The organism is Kitasatospora sp. CMC57 (assembly GCF_045866025.2).
Lineage (GTDB): Bacteria > Actinomycetota > Actinomycetes > Streptomycetales > Streptomycetaceae > Kitasatospora.
This window is the reverse complement of record NZ_AP035881.2, coordinates 3250983-3268711: the sequence shown is the minus strand read 5'-3', so window position 1 is coordinate 3268711 and position 17729 is coordinate 3250983. Positions and strand designations below refer to the sequence as shown.

The following is a 17729-nucleotide window of genomic DNA, read 5'->3' as shown; positions in this document are numbered from 1 at the left end:
TCACTGGGACTGCTGGGTCGCAGGCTGCTGCTGCTCGCCGACGGCGTCCTCGTTGTTCAGCTGGAAGTACCAGACGCCGATGATGTCGCCGGTCTTCTCGTTCGCCTCGACCACGGTCACCTGGGTCTTCTTGGTGGAGGCCAGCAGGCCCGAGGCCGGCAACAGACCGGAGAAGGTGGAACCCGTCCGGGTCGACGCCAGGGTGGCGCGCTGCTGCTGGCCGCCGTCGGTGAAGGCGAACCAGCCCTTCTCGGCCACCTCGGGGGCGACGCCGACGCCGATCCGGTCACCGATCTTCACGTCGGAGGACGGCAGGGTGCCCTCCTGGAGCGCCTTCTGGGCGTCCTTCTGGCACTTCGCCTGGGCCGCCTCGTCGAGCGGCTTGCCGTCGTTGTAGCAGGCCGGACCGGCGGCCATGGAGGAACGGCCGACCACCAGGGTGGCCTTCGGCTCGTTGGGCTTGCCCTCGCTGCTGGCATGCGCGATGGAGAGGCCGACCGTGCCGGCGCCGATCACGACAACGGCGCCGAGGGCGGCGATGACACGGGTGCTGAGGCTCATGGGCCACAGGCTACCGGCCGGGTCCGATCACCGGACTCCCGGGTCGCCCGTCCGGTCCCGCGCCGGAGGGTCTTCACCCGAACGGGCAGTTCCCTGGAGGCTCAGACCGCTCGGGGCGCCCGGTGCGGGCCGAGGCGGAGCAGGGCCCAGACCGTCCAGACCATCGGGACGGTGAGCAGCCCCGCCGCCACGCCAAGGCCGAGCGAGCCGTCCAGCGGCAGGGTGATGCCCAGTGCGCCGCCGGCCACCCAGCAGAGCTGGAGCAGCGTCTCGGACCGGGCGAAGGCGGAGGTCCTGACCGCCTCGGGCACGTCCCGCTGGATCAGCGCGTCCAGTGCCAGCTTGCCCAGCGAGGCCGCCGCCCCGGCGGTGGCCGCGACCAGACCGACCGTCAGCAGCCCGTACCAGATCGCCGCGGCGGCGGCCGCGACCGTGGCGAACAGCAGGCAGGTGGTGGCGATCAGCTCGGAACTCCGGGTCCGCAGCCAGGAACCGAGCACCGAACCGAGCGCGTTGCCACCGCCCGCGCAGGCCGCCACCACCCCGATCGTCACGGTCGGCTGCAGCCCGCCGACCGGGTCGTCCCTGAGCAGGAAGGCCAGGAACATCACCTGGAAGCCCACCAGCGCCCGCAGCGAGGCCACCGCCCGCAGGGCGAGGATCACCGAAGGGCCGACCGTCCGCAGCCTGGCGCGGTCGGGCTTGCGGCGGTGCTCCTCGCCGGTCAGGTGCTCCTCGGAGTGCAGCACCGCGCGCTGCTCGCCCTTGGCCGAGTCGACCTGGTGCGGCAGGTGAAACGCCATCAGGGTGCCCGCCACGAAGACCAGGAAAGCCCCGCGCAGCGGCCAGGCGGGGCCGATCAGATGCAGCAGGCCGCCCACCCCGGCGGCCACCATGCCTGCCACCAGCCCCGCCAGGGTGACCCGGGAGTTGGCCTTCACCAGGGAGAGCCGGGGCGGCAACAGCCGGGGCACCACGACGCTGCGCACCACCCCGTACGCCTTCGAGGCGACCAGCACCCCGAGCGCGGCCGGGTAGAGCGTGAGGCCGCCGTCCACCACCGGGCCCGCCATCGTCCAGGCCAGCATCGCGCGGGCCAGCATGGAGATCGCCACCGCGGACCGGCGGCCGTGCGGCAGCCGGTCCAGCAGCGGGCCGATCACCGGGGCGAGCAGCGCGAACGGGGCCATCGTGATCAGCAGGTAGAGCGCCACCCGGCCGCGGGCCTCGCCGGTCGGGACCGAGAAGAAGACGGTGGAGGCCAGCGCGATCGTGATCAACATGTCGCCGAACGAGTTCAGCGCGTGCAGTTCGATCAGCTTGGCGAGTCCCGACTCACCGGCGCCCTCGGCGGCGGTGGCGCGGCGGATCCGGCGACCGGTGCCGTGCACCACCCGGCCGGTGCGCAGCCCGGCGGAGGAGGCACCGCGTACCAACAGGTTCCGGCGGGGCGTCGTCGTCCCACCCTCCGGCGGCGGTCCGCTCTCGCTCGCCGGGGGGACGGGGTTGGGCAGTCGCGGCACCGGTGGCTGCGGGCCTGGTTGGTTCCGGCCGTCCGCCTCGGGCCGCGACGGGATCTCGTCCGCCACGTAGCCCATCCTGCCCGAGAATCAGCCGGACAACGCAGGGGAACACCATGATCACCACGGCTCGACCCGACCCGCGGCCAAGCCGGACTGTCCTGGGTGGCCGACCGGCGGGTAGCCTGCACTACGCGCGTGCACTGCCCAGCGGGCGGCGCGGCCGGTCAGCGGACAGGCGCGGGTCGCGCAGAATGAGTACGAGAGACGGTGCCCACCGGACCGGAGCTCCTGGCAGGACCGCGCGGGTCCAGCAGCTGACGGACCGTGGGCAAATGGGCCGCAGGCTACAGAACTTGGGAGAGAATCGACGCCGTGAGTGCTGCGATGCGAAGCCGTACCCCCGACCGGCTCTGTGCCGAGGCCGTCGAGATCGCCCGTCAGGCCGCCGTCGAGGCGGTCGGCCCGGACGCCGTAGGGGCGCACCTCGGTGTCCGCGCCGACGGCGAACGGGTTGTGACCCACACCTTCGAGTGCCTGGACGCGGCCTACCGCGGCTGGCACTGGGCGGTGACGGTGGCCCGAGCGCCCCGGGCGAAGAACGTCACGCTGGACGAGACGGTGCTGCTGCCGGGCCCCGACGCGGTGCTCGCGCCGCAGTGGGTGCCGTGGAGCGAGCGCCTGCGTCCCGGTGACATGGGTCCCGGCGACCTGCTCCCCACCGACGCGGACGACCTCCGACTGGAGCCCGGCTGGACCGGCGAGGACGAGCCGGCCCCGAACTCGGTGGCTGTCCTCGACGACACCGAGGACCTGGTGGTCGCCGACGTTCAGCCCACCCCGGTCAGGGCGCAGATCGGTGCGATCGCCGAGGAGCTCGGCTTCGGCCGGCCCCGGGTGCTCTCCCGGCTCGGCCTGCACCTGGCCGCCGACCGCTGGGAGAACGCCCACGGCCCGCACACGCCGATGGCCCAGGCGGCCCCGGCCAACTGCGACAGCTGCGGCTTCCTGATCCCGATCGGCGGCTCGCTCGGGCAGGCCTTCGGCATCTGCGGCAACGAGTTCAGCCCGGCCGACGGCCAGGTCGTCTCCTTCGCCTACGGCTGCGGCGGCCACTCCGAGGCGGCCGTCATCCCGGCCCCGCCGGCGCCGTCCGAGCTGATCCTCGACGAGCTCCAGCTCGAGCCCATGCAGCTCCACCCCGACCGCACCAGCGGCTCCGTCGAGCCCGACGCACCGGCCGAGGAGCTCGGCCACTCGTAGGTGGGTGCGCCGTGGGCAGGCGGCACAGTTGCACCACCCAGGGGCTCGGGGCTCCGCTGACGTACGGCTCCGCCGCGGGGCGAAGCCGACCTCGGAAGAGGTCACCCGTGCGTACATGGGCAGGCACTTTCGCAGTGACCCGAACGGCAGATCTCCTCGCAGTTCCCCGAGCCCCTGGGGGAGTGCCACTGAGCCGCCTGCCCACAGTGCGGAGCCCAGCGCCTGAGCCCCTGCGGAAATCCGCTGCCCCGGCAGGGGAGAATGCCCCGTACGGCAAGGGTGGCGGCGGAAGGCGGCAGTGCAGTGGAGCCTCGGATCATCGGCGGCAGCAGCGACGAGCAGGTGGCCGATCCCTTCGACACGGCCGGCCTGCGGCGACGGGTCCTGGAGGCGTGGACGGCGGCTCCGGCGCGGTTCCGGGAGGACGCCAACGCCGAGGAGGAGTTGGCGCTCGGCGGCTACCGCGACCGCCTGATCGTCGAGTTGGCCCAGAACGCGGCCGACGCGGCGGCCCGCTCGGGCGGTGGCCCTGGCCGGCTCCGGCTGACGCTCCGTGACGGCGTGCTGGCCGCCGCCAACACCGGCGCCCCGCTGGACGCGGCGGCCGTCGAGTCGCTGGCCACCCTGCGGGCCTCCTCCAAGCGCACCGACGAGGCCCGCACCGTCGGCCGGTTCGGCGTCGGCTTCGCGGCGGTGCTCGCGGTCACCGACGAACCCGCCGTGCTCTCGGCCCACGGCGGCGTCCGCTGGTCGCTGGCGGAGGCCCAGGCGCTCACCGAGGAGCGGCCGCAGCTGGCCGAGGAGCTGCGCCGCCGGGAGGGCCATGTCCCGCTGCTGCGGCTGCCGTTCCCGGCCGAGGGGGCTGCGCCGACCGGGTACGACACCGTGGTGGTGCTCCCGCTCCGGGACGCGGCCGCGCAGGACCTGACCCGTCGTCTGCTGGCCGGGATCGACGACGCGCTGCTGCTCACCCTGCCGGGCCTGGCCGAGGTCACCGTCGAGACGCCCGACGGCGTCCGGACCCTGACCCGTTCGGCGGACGGTGAGCCCACCGAGGGCATCACCACCGTCACCCTCACCGACGGCGAGCGCAGCACCAGTTGGCAGACGGTCACGCAGAGCGGCAGCACCGCGCCCGAGCTGCTGGCCGACCGGCCCACCGAGGAACGGGCCCGCCCGTACTGGTCGGTGACCTGGGCGGTGCCGATCTCCGCGGACGGTGCCCCGCAGCCGCTGCGCACCGATCCGGTGGTGCACGCGCCGACGCCGAGCGACGAACCGCTCGGCGTACCTGCGCTGTTGATCGCCGGGTACCCGTTGGACTCGACGCGCCGTCATGTCGCCCCCGGCCCGCTGACCGACTTCCTGACCGAGCGGGCGGCGGACGCGTACGCCGACCTGCTGCGGGCCCGGGGTGGCGACCTCGGGTCGCTCCGGCTGGTGCCGGGGCCGCTCGGGGAGGGCGCGTTGGACAACGCGCTGCGCTCGGCGATCCTGCGCCGGCTGCCCGGCACGCCGTTCCTGCCGCACCCGGCTCCGGTGGAGGAGGGCACCCCGGCGCTCCGGCCCCGGGACGCCACGCTGCTCGAAGGCGCCGACCGGGACGTGGTCGAGGCGCTGGCGCCGATCTTCCCCGGTCTGCTGCCGGCCGGTCTGGAGCGCCGCACGGAGCTGCGGGTGCTCGCGGTCCGCCGGGTGCCGCTGGCCGAGGTGGTCGACCAGCTCGGCGGCCTGGACCGGGAGCCGGCCTGGTGGCGGAACCTGTACGCGGCGCTGGCCGGCGCCGATCCCGAGGCGCTCGGCGCGCTGCCGGTGCCGCTGGCCGACGGCCGTACGGTGACCGGCCCGCGCCGGGTGCTGCTGCCCTCGGACGCGGCCGACTGGGTCGGTTTCGAGGGCTACCCCGAGTCGCTGGCCGACGCGCTCGGCCTGCTCGACCTGCGGCTGGCCCACCCGGAGGCGGCGCACCCGCTGCTGGCCAAGCTCGGCGCCGGGACCGCCACGCCCGCCGGGGTGCTGGACACGCCGGAGGTGCGCGCGGCGGTGGCCCGTTCGCTGGAGCTCGGCGAGGACGACTTCGACGCCGCCGTGGATCTGGCCGACGCGGTCCTGGCGCTGGTCAGGGCCGCCGGGGCGACCCCCGGCGAGCACCCCTGGCTGGCCCGGCTGGCGCTGCCGGACGACGAGGGCGAGCTGTCCCGCGCGGGTGAGCTGATCCTGCCCGACTCACCGCTGGCCGTGCTGGCCCGGGAGGACGACGCCGGGTACGTGGACGAGGACCTGTTGGAGCGCTGGGGCCCCGAAGTCCTGGCGGCGGTAGGGGCGTTGAGCACCTTCGTGCTGGTCCGCGCCGAGGACGTGGTGCTCGACCCGGACGACCTGGAGCGGCTGGACCCGACCGCGCCCGCCGACCGGGCCGCCGGCGGCCGTCCGACCGGCCTGCTGGACGAGGCGCCGGACGGGCTGGCCGACTGGTGCGAGGACGCGCTGGAGGCCCTGCACGCTGACGACAACGGGGAGTTGGGCGTCCCGCCGGTGGCCGCCGAACTGCTCGCGGTCCGCGACCTGGACCTGGTGGACGAGGACGCCTGGCCCGAGGCACTGGCCCTGCTCTCCCGCCCGCCGTACCGGGAGGCGGTGGTCAACCCGGTCCGCACCCTGCTGCCGAACGGCAGTTACGTCGACCTGCCGCCGTACACCGCCTGGTGGCTGCGCGACCACCCCGTGCTGGACGGCCGCGAGCCCGCGGGTCTGCGCGCCGCCGGGGCCGACCCGCTGCTGCGCGGCCTCTACGACGAGGCCAGGACCACCCTGGACGAGACCTTCCTGCACGCCCTAGGCGTACGCACCACCCTGGCCACCCTGCTCGCCGAGCCGCATGGCCCGGACGAGCTGCTGGACCGGCTGACCGACCCGGCCTCCACCGTCTCGCACCGCCAGCTGCACGGCATCCACAGCGCGTTGGCCGGCGTACCGGCCGACCGGGTGGAGGCCCTGGACGTGGTCAGGGCGGTGCCGCCGATGGACCCGGAGACCGGCCGGCGCCCCGACACCACCGTGCTGGTGGACGCCTCCGAGGCGGTGGTCGCCGACGCCCCCGACCTGGTCGAGCTGCTGCACCCGTACCCGCTGCTGCCGGTCGCCCCCGAGCTGGCCCCCGAGCTGGCCGAGCGCCTGCACGTCTCGCTGGCCAGCGAGGTGGCGGGCGGCCGGGTGCTCTCCGAGGGCACCCTGCACCGCACCCCGCCGATGGTAAGGGAGTTGCTGCCCGGCTGCCCCGCCGTCTACGAGGAGCACGACGAGCTCCTGGTGGTCGGCCCCGACGGCAACGAGGCAGCGGTCGGCTGGCGTTGGGACACCTCGGCGGCCGCACCCGAGCTGCCGTACGACCCCGAGGACGCCGAAGCCGCCGACGAGGACGACGAGTTCGACGTCCCGCCGGTCCCCGGCCTGCTGCATGCCGCCACCCCCGAGGGCCTGGCGGCCGGACTGGCCTGGTCGGTCGGCCAGTGGCACCGCCGCTTCGAGATCCTGGCCGCCCTCACCGAACCCGACCGGGCCTACGAACTGCTGGCCGCCCGGGACTTCGAGTAGCCGACGGTGGCCCGCTCCCGCTACGGAGGGGGAGCGGGCCTCAGGCGTCGCCGTTGCGGCGGACGATGACCCGCCAGACCACTTCGAGCAGCAGCCCCGCGACGGTCGCGATGCCCACCCCGACCCAGGGGTCCCTGGTGCCGGCCAGCGAGAGCTGGAAGAAGTCCGACAGCCAGGGCACCAGCAGCACCAGGGCGAACGCCCCGCCCATGGTGGCGATCAGCGCGATCCGGAGCCAGTTGTACGGCCGGGCCACGATCGCCAGCACCCACATCGCGACGAGGAACAGGGTCAGCGTCGCGACGCTGGTGTCCGCCTTCAGGTCGGTCGAGTGGTCGGACCTGGCCAGCATGTACGCCGTGAAGGTGGCGGTGCCCGCGATCGCGCCGCCCGGCACGGCAAGCCGGAGCACCCGGCGGACGAAGCCGGTCCTGGCCCGTTCGAGGTTCGGCGCCAGGGCCAGGAAGAAGGCCGGGATGCCGATGGTCAGCGAGCTGAGCAGGGTGGAGTGCCGGGGCAGGAACGGGTACGGCACGTGCGTGATCACCACCAGCAGGGCCAGCAGCACCGAGTAGACCGTCTTCACCAGGAAGAGGTTGGCCACCCGTTCGATGTTGCCGATCACCCGGCGGCCCTCGGCCACCACCGAGGGCAGGGTGGCGAAGCTGTCGTTCAGCAGCACGATCTGGGCCACCGCCCGGGTCGCCTCGCTGCCGGAGCCCATCGCGACGCCGATGTCGGCGTCCTTGAGCGCGAGCACGTCGTTGACGCCGTCGCCGGTCATCGCCACGGTGTGACCCCGGGACTGCATGGCGCCGACCAGCTCGCGCTTCTGCTGCGGTGTCACCCGCCCGAAGACGCTGGTCCGTTCGGCGACCTCGGCCAGCTCCTCGAGGTCGGTGGGCAGGGTGCGGGCGTCCAACGGCCGCTCCGCTCCCGGCAGCCCGAGGTGTGCGGCGACCGCGCCGACCGAGACGGCGCTGTCGCCGGAGATCACCTTGGCCTCGACCTGCTGGTCCTCGAAGTACCGCAGAGTCTCCGACGCGTCCCCGCGCAGCCGCTGCTGCAGCACCAGCAGGGCGAGCGGCTGGAGCTCGGCGGCCAGGTCGGAGGAGTCGAGCGGCTGCGTGGTCCGGCCGAGCAGCAGGACGCGGAGGCCGCGTGAGCCGAGCTCGTCCACCTCGGCCAGCGCCGGGTGGCCGGAGGGCAGCAGGACGTCCGGGGCGCCGAGCAGCCAGCCGGCCTCGGCGCCGGCCGGCTCCCGCAGCCGCACCCCGCTCCACTTCCGGGCGGAGGAGAACGGCACCGCCTCCAGCACCTGCCAGCGCTCCCCGTCCCGGTGCCCGTCGCCGTAGGCGTCGATCACCGCCCGCATGCTGGGGTTGGGCCGGGAGTCGGCGCCGCCCATCGCGCCGAGCGCCTGCTGCAGCAGCTGCCGGTCGGCGGGCCCGTGGTCGGCCGACCCGGTGCGGTCGTCGGCTTCGGTCAGCGGGCGCAGGTCGACCACGTCCATACCGCCCTCGGTGAGAGTGCCGGTCTTGTCCAGGCAGACCGTGTCGACCCGGGCCAGGCCCTCGATCGCGGGCAGCTCCTGCACCAGGCACTGCTTGCGGCCGAGCCGGACCACGCCGATCGCGAAGGCCACCGAGGTGAGCAGCACCAGGCCCTCGGGCACCATCGGCACGATGCCGGCCACCATCCGGCGGACCGCTTCGCGCCAGTCGTTCCGCTCCACCGCGAGCTGACTGATGATCAGCCCGATCGCGGTGGGGATCAGCAGGTACGTGATGAACTTCAGGATCGCGTCGATCCCGCTCCGCAGCTCCGACCTGACCAGGGTGAACCGGCTGGCCTCCTCGGCCAGCTGCGCGGCGTACGCGGCCCGGCCGACCTTGGTGGCGGTGAACGCGCCGCCCCCCGCGACCACGAAGCTGCCGGACATCACCTGGTCGCCGGGCTGCTTGAGCACCGGGTCGGGTTCGCCGGTGAGCAGCGACTCGTCGATCTCCAGACCGTCCGCCTCGGTGACCCGGCCGTCCACGATCACCTTGTCGCCGCTGCCGAGCAGCACGGTGTCGTCGAGCACCACGTCGGCCACCGTGACCTGCTGCACGGTGCCGTCCCGGCGGACCTGCGGCTTGGCCTCGCCGATCAGCGCGAGCCCGTCCAGGGTCTTCTTGGCGCGCAGCTCCTGGATGATGCCGATCGCCGTGTTGGCGACGATGACCAGGCCGAACAGTCCGTCCTGGATGGGTCCGACCACCAGGATGATGCCGAACATGACGCCGATGATCGCGTTGAACCGGGTGAACACGTTGGCCCGGACGATCTCGCGGGTCGAGCGGCTGGACCGGACGGGTACGTCGTTCACCTCGCCGCGGGTCACCCGTTCGGCGACCTCGGCGGCGGTCAGGCCACCCGGGCGCTCCTTGTCCTCCTGGCGGGAACTGCGGGCGGGCGCGTCGTCGCCGGGCTCGGTCGCCGTGTTCTCCGCAGGGTGAGTCATGAGACCGACTCTAGGTGGGCGATTTGCGTGATGCGCCCTACCTTGGTCCGATTCAGTCCAACCGAGTGGCGGGGCTCTCGGCCGCCGTCTCCCTGCTCCGGCGGATCGCGTCCCGGCGGGCCCGGCAGTACCAGAGGCCGATCAGGCCGAGGGCGGCGCCGGCCAGGCAGATCCATGGCCAGCTGCCGTGACCGCTGCGCTCCAGGCTGCCCTTGAACGGGAGCAGCACCAGGAAGCCGACGAACCAGAGCACCGTGCCGCCGCCGACGATCGCGACGTCGTTCGCTTCCAGCGGCGGGGGAGAGGGGCGCAGTGCGGTCTTGGCCATGGGGCCCAGCCTACGGGGCGGGGTGTGCCGGACCGTAGTGCCGATCGGTGTCAGCTGATCGAGTCCGACCGTAATGGGCTCTTTCTACGCGCGAAGATGGCGCGTGCACGACCGGGAATCCATACTGATAACCCGCTACGGCCCTGGCGCGTTCCCCCGACTGCCCGGCCGTCGCCCGGTGGCCCCGGCCAGTGACGTTCCGGGTCTCCGCCCTCCTCACCTCCCCCACCCGACGAGGACGCGCATGTCTCCGCTGGCCCCGCCGACCGAAAAGTCGCCCGAGCCCTCCCAGGCCCCCACGCAGCCGTCCAGCCCGCTGGACCGGTACTTCCGGATCTCCGAGCGCGGCTCCACGCTCGCCCGCGAGGTCCGCGGTGGTGTCGCCACGTTCTTCACGATGGCGTACATCCTGGTGCTCAACCCGATCATCCTGGCCAGTGCCGTCGACATGAACGGCACCCACCTGAGCAGCGCCCAGCTGGTCACCGCGACCGCCCTGACGGCGGGTCTGACCACGCTGCTGATGGGCGTGATCGGCAACGTGCCGATCGGTCTGGCCGCCGGCCTGGGCGTCAACACCATCGTCGCGCTCCAGCTCGCCCCCCGGATGACCTGGCCGGACGCCATGGGCATGGTGGTGCTGGCCGGCTTCGCGATCATGATCCTGGTGGCCACCGGGCTCCGCGAGCGGGTGATGAACGCGGTGCCACTCGGCCTGCGCAAGGCGATCGCGATCGGCATCGGCCTCTTCATCTGCCTGGTCGGCCTGGTCGACGCGGGCTTCGTCAGCCGGATCCCGGACGTCGCGCACACCACCGTCCCGCTCCAGCTCGGCGCCACCGGCCACCTGAACGGCTGGCCGGTGCTGATCTTCATCCTGGGTCTGCTGCTCACCCTGGTCCTGATGATCCGCAAGGTCCCGGGCGCGATCCTGATCAGCATCGCCACCATGACCGCCGTCGCGGTCCTGGTCGACCAGGCAGCCAGTGTCCCGGCGACCTCCTGGGGCCTGACCGTTCCGCAGTGGCCGGGCAACCCGGTGGCCGCCCCCGACTTCGGTCTGGTCGGTCAGGTCAGCCTGTTCGGCGGCTTCGGCAAGGTCGGCGTCCTGACCGGCAGCCTCTTCGTCTTCACCGTGCTGATGTCCTGCTTCTTCGACGCGATGGGCACCATCCTCGGCGTCGCCGACGAGGCCCACCTGCTGGACGAGAAGGGCGACCTGCCCGGCATCAACAAGATCCTGATGGTCGACGGCATCGCCACCGCGGCGGGCGGGGCGACCTCCTCGTCCGCCAACACCTGCTTCGTAGAGTCCACCGCCGGCGTCGGCGAGGGTGCCAGGACCGGTTTCGCCTCGATCGTCACCGGTGCGCTCTTCCTGGTCGCGCTCTTCCTGACCCCACTCGCCACCATGGTTCCGGCCCAGGCCGCCACCCCGGCGCTGGTCACCGTCGGTTTCCTGATCCTCGCCAACTCGATCCGGGACATCGACTGGTCCGACTACACGATCGCCGTGCCGGCCTTCCTGACCATGGTGCTGATGCCGTTCAGCTACAGCATCACCAACGGCATCGGCGTCGGCTTCATCACCTTCTGCGTGCTGCGCCTCGCCGTCGGCCGGGGCCGCACGGTGCCGGTCGCGCTCTACGCGGTCGCGGCGGTCTTCGCCTTCTACTACCTGATGCCGGCGCTCGGCCTCGGCTGACCCGACGGCGTCACACGGAGCCCTTCCACGCCCGGCGTGGGAGGGCTCCGTGCGTTCCAGGCGGGCGTTTCGGAGGGGAGTTGTAGAGGTCCGGAGCGGGCCCGTTCGATTGGGCATGAACATGTTTGGATGAGCTCGCCCGGGGCTCGGGGGCGGGGCTGAGCAGGGCGTGAACGGGGGGAGTTCGCGGTACTGCTGACCTGCCGTCGGAGGGCAAATGCGCATTCTGCTGATCGCCAGCGCTTTCAACAGCCTGACCCAGCGCGTCCATGTGGAGCTACGGGAGCGGGGACACACGCTCGGGGTCGAACTCGCCCTCGGCGACGAGGCGGTACGGGCCGGAGTGGACCGGTTCCGGCCCGACCTGATCCTGGCGCCGATGCTGACCCGGGCGGTCCCGGAGGACGTCTGGCGGCGGTACCCGGTGCTGATCGTGCACCCCGGGCCGAAGGGCGACCGGGGGCCCTCGTCGCTGGACTGGGCGATCCACCAGGGCGCGGCCGAGTGGGGCGTGACGGTGCTGCAGGCGGTGGCGGAGATGGACGCCGGGCCGATCTGGGCCTCGGTGCCCTTCACCGTCCGAGCGGGCGGGAAGAGCGAGCTGTACCGGAACGAGGTCGCGGACGCGGCGGTCGAGGCGGTGCTGCTGGCGGTGGAGCGGTTCGAGAGCGGCTGGTACGCGCCCGAGCCGCTGGACTACTCGCAGTGGGACGTCACCGGGCAGCTGCGCCCGTACCACGCCCAGGAGTTCCGGCGGATCGACTGGGCGGTGGACGACACCGCGACGGTGCTGCGCAAGCTGCGGGCGGCGGACAGCCAGCCCGGTGTGGTCGACGTGCTGTTCGGCCGTGAGTACTTCCTGCACGGCGGCTGTGCCGAGGACGAACTGCGGGGCCGCCCGGGAGAGCTGGTCGCCAGCCGGGACGGTGCGGTGTGCCGGGCCACGGTGGACGGGGCGGTCTGGATCCCGCAGCTGCGGCCGCGCCGCGAGGCGGGCGGACCGCCGACCTTCAAGCTGCCCGCCGCGCGGGTGCTCGGTCCTGCGCTGGTGCTGGCGGGAGTCCCCGAGGTGCCGGTCACACCCTCGGCGGCGGCCGGGCGGCAGACCTGGTCGGAGATCCGGTACCGGGAGGCGGGGGAGGTCGGCTACCTGGAGTTCGCCTTCCCGGGCGGGGCGATGAGCACGGCGCAGTGCCGCCGGCTGCTGGCCGCGTACCGGGTGGCGGCGGCCCGGCCGACCTCGGTGCTGGTGCTCGGCCCGGCGCGGGACTTCTTCTCCAACGGCATCCACCTGAACGTGATCGAGGCGGCGGCCGACCCGGCCGAGGAGTCCTGGCTGAACATCAACGCCATGGACGACCTGGTCGAGGCGATCCTGACCAGCACCGACAAGTACGTGGTGTCGGCCCTGGCCGGGAACGCGGCGGCCGGGGGCCTGATGCTCTCGCTGGCCGCCGACGAGGTCTGGTGCCGATCCTCGGCGGTGCTCAACCCGCACTACCGGCTGATGGGGTTGTACGGCTCCGAGTACTGGACCTACACGCTGCCCCGCCGGGTCGGTGCCGAGCAGGCCGGGCGGCTGACCGAGGCAGCCCTGCCGGTCGGGGCCACGGAGGCGCTGGCGCTCGGGCTGGTGGACCGGGTCTCCGGCGGCGACTCGACGGCGTTCCGGGGCTGGGTCCAGGAGCAGGCCGAACTGGTCGTCAGGTCGGGTGAGCTGGCGGCGCGGCTGCTGGCGAAGAAGCAGCGGCGGGCCGACGACGAGGCGGTCAAGCCGCTGGCGGCGTACCGAGACGAGGAGTTGGCCCGGATGCGGCACAACTTCCTCGATCCGGGCGAGAGCTACCACCAGCTGCGGCGGGCCTTCGTGCACAAGAACTGCCCGTCCGAGACACCGGCGCACCTGCGCGGGTAGCGGACACGGGAGAAGGGGCCCCCGCCGGGCAGCGGCGGGGGCCCCTTCGTGTCCGGGCTAGCGGGTCCGGACGGTGAGGGGGGCGGCCGGGCCGAGGAAGACCGAGGAGCGGCCCGACTCCTTGCTCGGGGCGACGGCGAACGCCAGTGCGCTGGAGAACACGTAGGTGCCGAGGCCGACGGCGAGCGGGAAGACGAACTGCAGGCCGATCACCCCGGGCGGCGTGGTGCGGGCCGCCGAGAGCTGGACGCTGATCGCGGCCATGCCGGTGTAGTGCATCGCGCAGACCGCGACCCCCATCACCGGTGCGGCGGCCAGCACGGCCGCGGTGCCCTGGATGTTCAGCGCGGCCCAGAGCGCGGCGGTCGCCGCGAGGACCGCGATGGCGACCGAGGCGGCCACCGTGGTGGTGTCGTACTTGATGGTGCCGGAGACCCGCATCGCGGCCATCCCCAGGTAGTGCATGGCGGCCACGCCGATCCCGGTGGCCACGCCGCCGGCCAGCAGCGAGCCGACCGGGCGGCTGCTGTAGCCGACCGTGAAGATGCCCGCGCCGACCACCAGGATGGCGACCACCAGGCTGAGTACGGTGAGCGGGACGTTGTAGCGGATCTCGGCGCCGCGGACCGCGAAGCCGAGCATCGCGACGAAGTGCATGCTCCAGATGCCGAGGCCGAGCGAGACGGAGGCGAAGGCGAGCCAGTTGCGCCTGGTCCGGCCCTCGGTGAGCAGGGCCCAGCGAGTGCTGCGGAGGGCGAGCAGAGCACCGAGGCAGGCGGCCAAGTAGGAGATCGCCGGGGTGATCCAGCCGTGGACAGCGTGATCGATGTGACCCAAGAAGACTCCCTGGACGGGGGCGGGGAGCACTGTGCCGGCGTGCTGTGTTCCTGACAACGGTGAGGCTAACGGCAGGTCAGAAACCGAGCAACCCTGGGGTTTTCGGTGAACTCGCAGGTCAGGGCGGGTCCTTCACGAGAGGGGCAAAGGGTGCGCACCAAGTCCTGACGGGATGTCCAGGCTTCCTGGCGACCGGCGGGTAAGCATTTTTATTAGCGAGAGTAATGAGATAGGCTAATGACTATGCCCGAGATGTCCGAGGAGGACCTCGCAGCGGTCAGCCAGCTGCGTTCCTCCGCCATGCGCCTCTCCCGCCGGTTGCGACACCAGCGGGTCGAGGAGTCGTTGAGCCCCACCGAGATCGGGGTGCTCGGCACCCTCGGCAGGTGCGGCCGAGCCACCCCTGGCGAGCTCGCCAGGAAGGAGCACGTCCAGCCGCCGTCGATGACCCGGATCATCGCGATGCTGGAGGAGAAGGGCCTGGTCCGGCGCGAGCCGCACCCGGAGGACCGCCGGCAGGTGGTGGTCAGTGCCACCGAGCAGGCGGAGGCGATCCTCGCGGAGAGCCGCCGCAAGCGGAACGCCTGGCTGGCCGAACTGGCCCAGGGGCTGACCGAGGAGGAGTGGGCGGTACTCAAGGAGGCCGCACCCGTCCTCTACAAGCTGGCCCACTTCTAGAGCTGGACAGGCCTCGGACGAAGACGAGTCGGGACCGGAAGAAGGAGTACCGCATCACCGCACGACACCACCGCACATTCAGCAGCGTGACCGCAGCCACCACCGTGGTCGCGCTTCGAGGGGAGAGCACCGTGACACCGCCGGCCGCCGCCAGCGCCATCCGTACCGACGACTCCAGCACCGAATCCGCAGCGACCACCGCTGCCGCCGACAGCCTGGCGCCGACCCCCGTGGGTCTGCCCGGCAGCGGCGACGACGACCCCGACGAACGCACCGCGGCGGCAGCGACCGCCGCGTCCGCCCCGCCCCGGAAGGCACCGGGAGGGGACGGTCCCACGGGGGCCAGCTTCACCCGGCCCGGCGGGATGTTCTCCTCCCTGCGGGTCCGCAACTACCGCTACTACTTCGCCGGCCAGGTGGTCTCCAACACCGGCACCTGGATGCAGCGGATCGCCCAGGACTGGCTGGTGCTCAGCCTGACCGGCAGCCCGCTCGCCGTCGGCATCACCACCGCGATGCAGTTCCTCCCGATGCTGCTGCTCGGCCTCTGGGGCGGCGTACTGGCCGACCGGCTGCCCAAGCGGCGGCTGCTGATCGCCACCCAGGGCGCGATGGGCCTGCTGGCCGTCGGCCTCGCGGTGCTCACCATCTCCGGTGCGGTCACCGCCGGGTACGTCTACGTCTTCGCACTGCTGCTCGGCCTGGTCACGGTGGTGGACAACCCCACCCGGCAGGCGTTCGTCAGCGAGATGGTGCCCGCGAAGGACCTGGCCAACGCGGTCAGCCTGAACGCCGCCAACTTCCAGACCGCCCGGCTGATCGGTCCGGCGGTGGCCGGTCTGCTGATCGCCGCCGTGGGCAGCGGCTGGGCCTTCGCGGTCAACGCGCTGTCCTTCGCCGCCGTGATCGGCGGCCTGCTGGCGATGCGGACGAGCGAGCTGCGCCCGACCGAGCGGGTGGCCCGGCAGGGCGGCCAGCTCCGGGAGGGGCTCCGGTACGTCAAGGAGCGTCCCGAGCTGCTCTGGCCGATGGTGCTGGCCGGTTTCATCGGCACCTTCGGGTTCAACTTCCCGACCCTGCTCTCGGGCTTCGCCTACGGCACCTTCCACGTGGGTGCCGGGCAGTACGGCCTGCTGAACACCGCGATGGCGGTCGGTTCGCTGGCCGGGGCCCTGCTCGCCGCCCGGCGCGGGGTGCCCAGGCTGCGCCGGCTGGTCGGCGCCGCGCTGATCTTCGGTGCGTTGGAGATGCTGGCCGCCTTCGCCCCCGGGTACTGGTCGTTCGCGCTGCTGCTGACCGTGATCGGGGTCTTCGGGCTGACCTTCAACACCGCGGTCAACTCGATGATCCAGCTCTCCACCGACCCCGAGATGCGCGGCCGGGTGAGCGGGCTGCTGGTGCTGGTCTTCACCGGTGGCACGCCGATCGGCGCCCCGGTGGTCGGCTGGGTGACCGACGTCTACGGTCCCCGGCTCGGCCTGCTGGCCTGCGGCGCGGTCTCCGCGCTGGCCGCCCTGACGGTCGGCCTGGTGCTGGCCAGGGCCGCCGACCTCAAGGTCAGGCTCGACCTGCACCGCGGCTCCCGCGTGGTGGCCTTCGTCCCGCGCACCCCGGTCCGCACCCGGGAGCTGGCCACAGCCTGCTGACGCAGGCCGGACGGCCCGGTCTCAGATCCTGATCTCCAGGACCTGACCGGGCCACCGGCGGCCGTCGTCCAGGGTGACCTCGAAGGGCTCGGTCGGCGTGAAGCCGAGCCGCTGGTACTGCGCCACCAGCCGCCGGTCGTCGCCCGCGTAGCAGTCCACCCGCAGCGCCGACACCTCGCGGCGGCGGGCCTCGGCGAGCGCGTCCTCGACCAGCGCCGCGCCCACGCCGGTGCCGCGGGCGGCGCGGTCGGTGACCAGCCAGCGGATGTACAGCTCGGGTCCGTCGGCCGGGGCGGCGTACTCCGGGGCGCGCTCGGCCAGCAGGCAGCTGCCGAGCACCCGGCCGTCCGGGTCCACCACGAGGCGGACCAGCAGTTCGGCGGTGGCCTGTTCGAGCCTGGCCACCGCGGTCGGGCGGCTGCTCCACGGCTGCTCGCCCCACTGGCCGGTCCGGCCCTCGGCGGCCAGCCAGGCCACGGCACCGTCGAGCAGCGCCAGGATCGCGGGGGTGTCGGCGCGGCCGCCGGTGCGGATCTCCATGGAAATGTTCTACCAGGCCGCCACCGGTGGCCGATCATGGAGGCATGAGGCTCTTCGTGGCGGTGAATCCGCCGGTGGCGGCGGTGCAGGAACTGGCTGATGCGGTGGCGCCGTTGCGCGAGCTTCCGGGCGCGGAGCGGTTGCGGTGGACCGGCGTGGAGGGGTGGCACCTGACGCTGGCGTTCCTGGGGGAGCTGCCGGTGACCGAGCTGCCGGCGCTGACCGGGCTGCTGAGCCGGGTGGCCGGGGAACACGGTGCGCACCGGCTGCTGCTGGCCGGCGGTGGCTGCTTCGGGGACCGGGCGCTCTGGGCCGGGGTGGACGGTGAGGTCTGGGCTCTGCGCCGGCTGGCCGAGGCGGTCCGCGAGGGGGTGACCGAACTCGGCGTCGAGTCCGACCAGTTCGGCTTCCACCCGCATCTGACGCTGGCCCGCGCGGGCTCCGCGCACGGCCGCCGCCGGGCCGCCCGGCGGACCGACGCGGGCGACCTCCAGGGGCTGGCCGGGGCGCTGGACGGGTTCCGCGGCGGTGAGTGGCGGGCCGGTGAGCTCTGTCTGATGCGTAGTGACCAGGACCTCGGCGCGTCCCGCTACACGGTGCTGGAGCGCTTTCCGTTGGCGGACTGGAGCGCCTGAC

Annotated in this window: 13 protein-coding genes; 7 read left to right on the top strand and 6 right to left on the bottom strand. The window is 73.1% G+C overall.

The features are described 5' to 3' along the window. Both ACKUU6_RS14345 and ACKUU6_RS14340 read right to left on the bottom strand, forming a co-directional pair. A complete protein-coding gene (locus ACKUU6_RS14345) occupies window positions 1-561 on the bottom strand; it encodes a hypothetical protein (RefSeq protein WP_407988914.1) in 561 nt (186 codons plus the stop codon). Between the two features lie 101 nt (window positions 562-662). Then, window positions 663-1970 carry an MFS transporter gene (locus ACKUU6_RS14340; RefSeq protein WP_407992128.1) on the bottom strand — a complete coding sequence of 436 codons (1308 nt, stop codon included), beginning with the start codon at window positions 1968-1970 and terminating at the stop codon, window positions 663-665. A gap of 498 nt (window positions 1971-2468) precedes the next feature. Between ACKUU6_RS14340 and ACKUU6_RS14335 the strand changes: the two genes are divergently transcribed. Then, entirely contained in the window at window positions 2469-3344 is an 876-nt protein-coding gene (locus ACKUU6_RS14335; protein ID WP_407992127.1) for a DUF3027 domain-containing protein, read from the top strand. A 303-nt stretch (window positions 3345-3647) separates the two neighbouring features. Continuing rightward, window positions 3648-6938, top strand: coding sequence for a sacsin N-terminal ATP-binding-like domain-containing protein (locus ACKUU6_RS14330; protein ID WP_407988913.1), 3291 nt, complete (start codon window positions 3648-3650; stop codon window positions 6936-6938). 40 nt (window positions 6939-6978) lie between these two features. On the opposite strand, the gene ACKUU6_RS14325 is transcribed toward ACKUU6_RS14330, so the two are convergent. Both ACKUU6_RS14325 and ACKUU6_RS14320 read right to left on the bottom strand, forming a co-directional pair. Next, window positions 6979-9444, bottom strand: a complete 2466-nt coding sequence (locus tag ACKUU6_RS14325; RefSeq protein ID WP_407988912.1) for an HAD-IC family P-type ATPase — start codon at window positions 9442-9444, stop codon at window positions 6979-6981. Between the two features lie 52 nt (window positions 9445-9496). Further along, window positions 9497-9772 (bottom strand): DUF2530 domain-containing protein, encoded by a 276-nt coding sequence (locus ACKUU6_RS14320; RefSeq protein ID WP_407988910.1) that lies wholly within the window; start codon window positions 9770-9772, stop codon window positions 9497-9499. Between the two features lie 244 nt (window positions 9773-10016). Between ACKUU6_RS14320 and ACKUU6_RS14315 the strand changes: the two genes are divergently transcribed. Continuing rightward, a complete protein-coding gene (locus tag ACKUU6_RS14315) occupies window positions 10017-11477 on the top strand; it encodes an NCS2 family permease (RefSeq protein ID WP_407988909.1) in 1461 nt (486 codons plus the stop codon). A 217-nt stretch (window positions 11478-11694) separates the two neighbouring features. Then, window positions 11695-13392: a hydrogenase maturation protein gene (locus ACKUU6_RS14310; protein ID WP_407988908.1), complete on the top strand. Its 1698-nt coding sequence runs from the start codon at window positions 11695-11697 to the stop codon at window positions 13390-13392. A 57-nt stretch (window positions 13393-13449) separates the two neighbouring features. Here ACKUU6_RS14310 and ACKUU6_RS14305 read toward each other — a convergent pair whose 3' ends face one another. Next, complete coding sequence (locus ACKUU6_RS14305) at window positions 13450-14229, bottom strand: MHYT domain-containing protein (RefSeq protein WP_407988907.1); 780 nt, start codon at window positions 14227-14229, stop codon at window positions 13450-13452. Between the two features lie 237 nt (window positions 14230-14466). Here ACKUU6_RS14305 and ACKUU6_RS14300 point away from each other — a divergent pair, with 237 nt between their 5' ends. Both ACKUU6_RS14300 and ACKUU6_RS14295 read left to right on the top strand, forming a co-directional pair. After that, complete coding sequence (locus ACKUU6_RS14300) at window positions 14467-14907, top strand: MarR family winged helix-turn-helix transcriptional regulator (RefSeq protein WP_407988906.1); 441 nt, start codon at window positions 14467-14469, stop codon at window positions 14905-14907. Between the two features lie 230 nt (window positions 14908-15137). Then, entirely contained in the window at window positions 15138-16553 is a 1416-nt protein-coding gene (locus tag ACKUU6_RS14295) for an MFS transporter (RefSeq protein ID WP_407992126.1), read from the top strand. A 21-nt stretch (window positions 16554-16574) separates the two neighbouring features. Here the strand turns inward: ACKUU6_RS14295 and ACKUU6_RS14290 are convergent, their stop codons facing one another. Further along, window positions 16575-17093, bottom strand: coding sequence for a GNAT family N-acetyltransferase (locus ACKUU6_RS14290; protein ID WP_407988905.1), 519 nt, complete (start codon window positions 17091-17093; stop codon window positions 16575-16577). Window positions 17094-17137: 44 nt separating this feature from the next. Here ACKUU6_RS14290 and thpR point away from each other — a divergent pair, with 44 nt between their 5' ends. After that, window positions 17138-17728: an RNA 2',3'-cyclic phosphodiesterase gene (thpR, locus tag ACKUU6_RS14285; RefSeq protein ID WP_407988904.1), complete on the top strand. Its 591-nt coding sequence runs from the start codon at window positions 17138-17140 to the stop codon at window positions 17726-17728. Window position 17729: the final 1 nt, after the last annotated feature.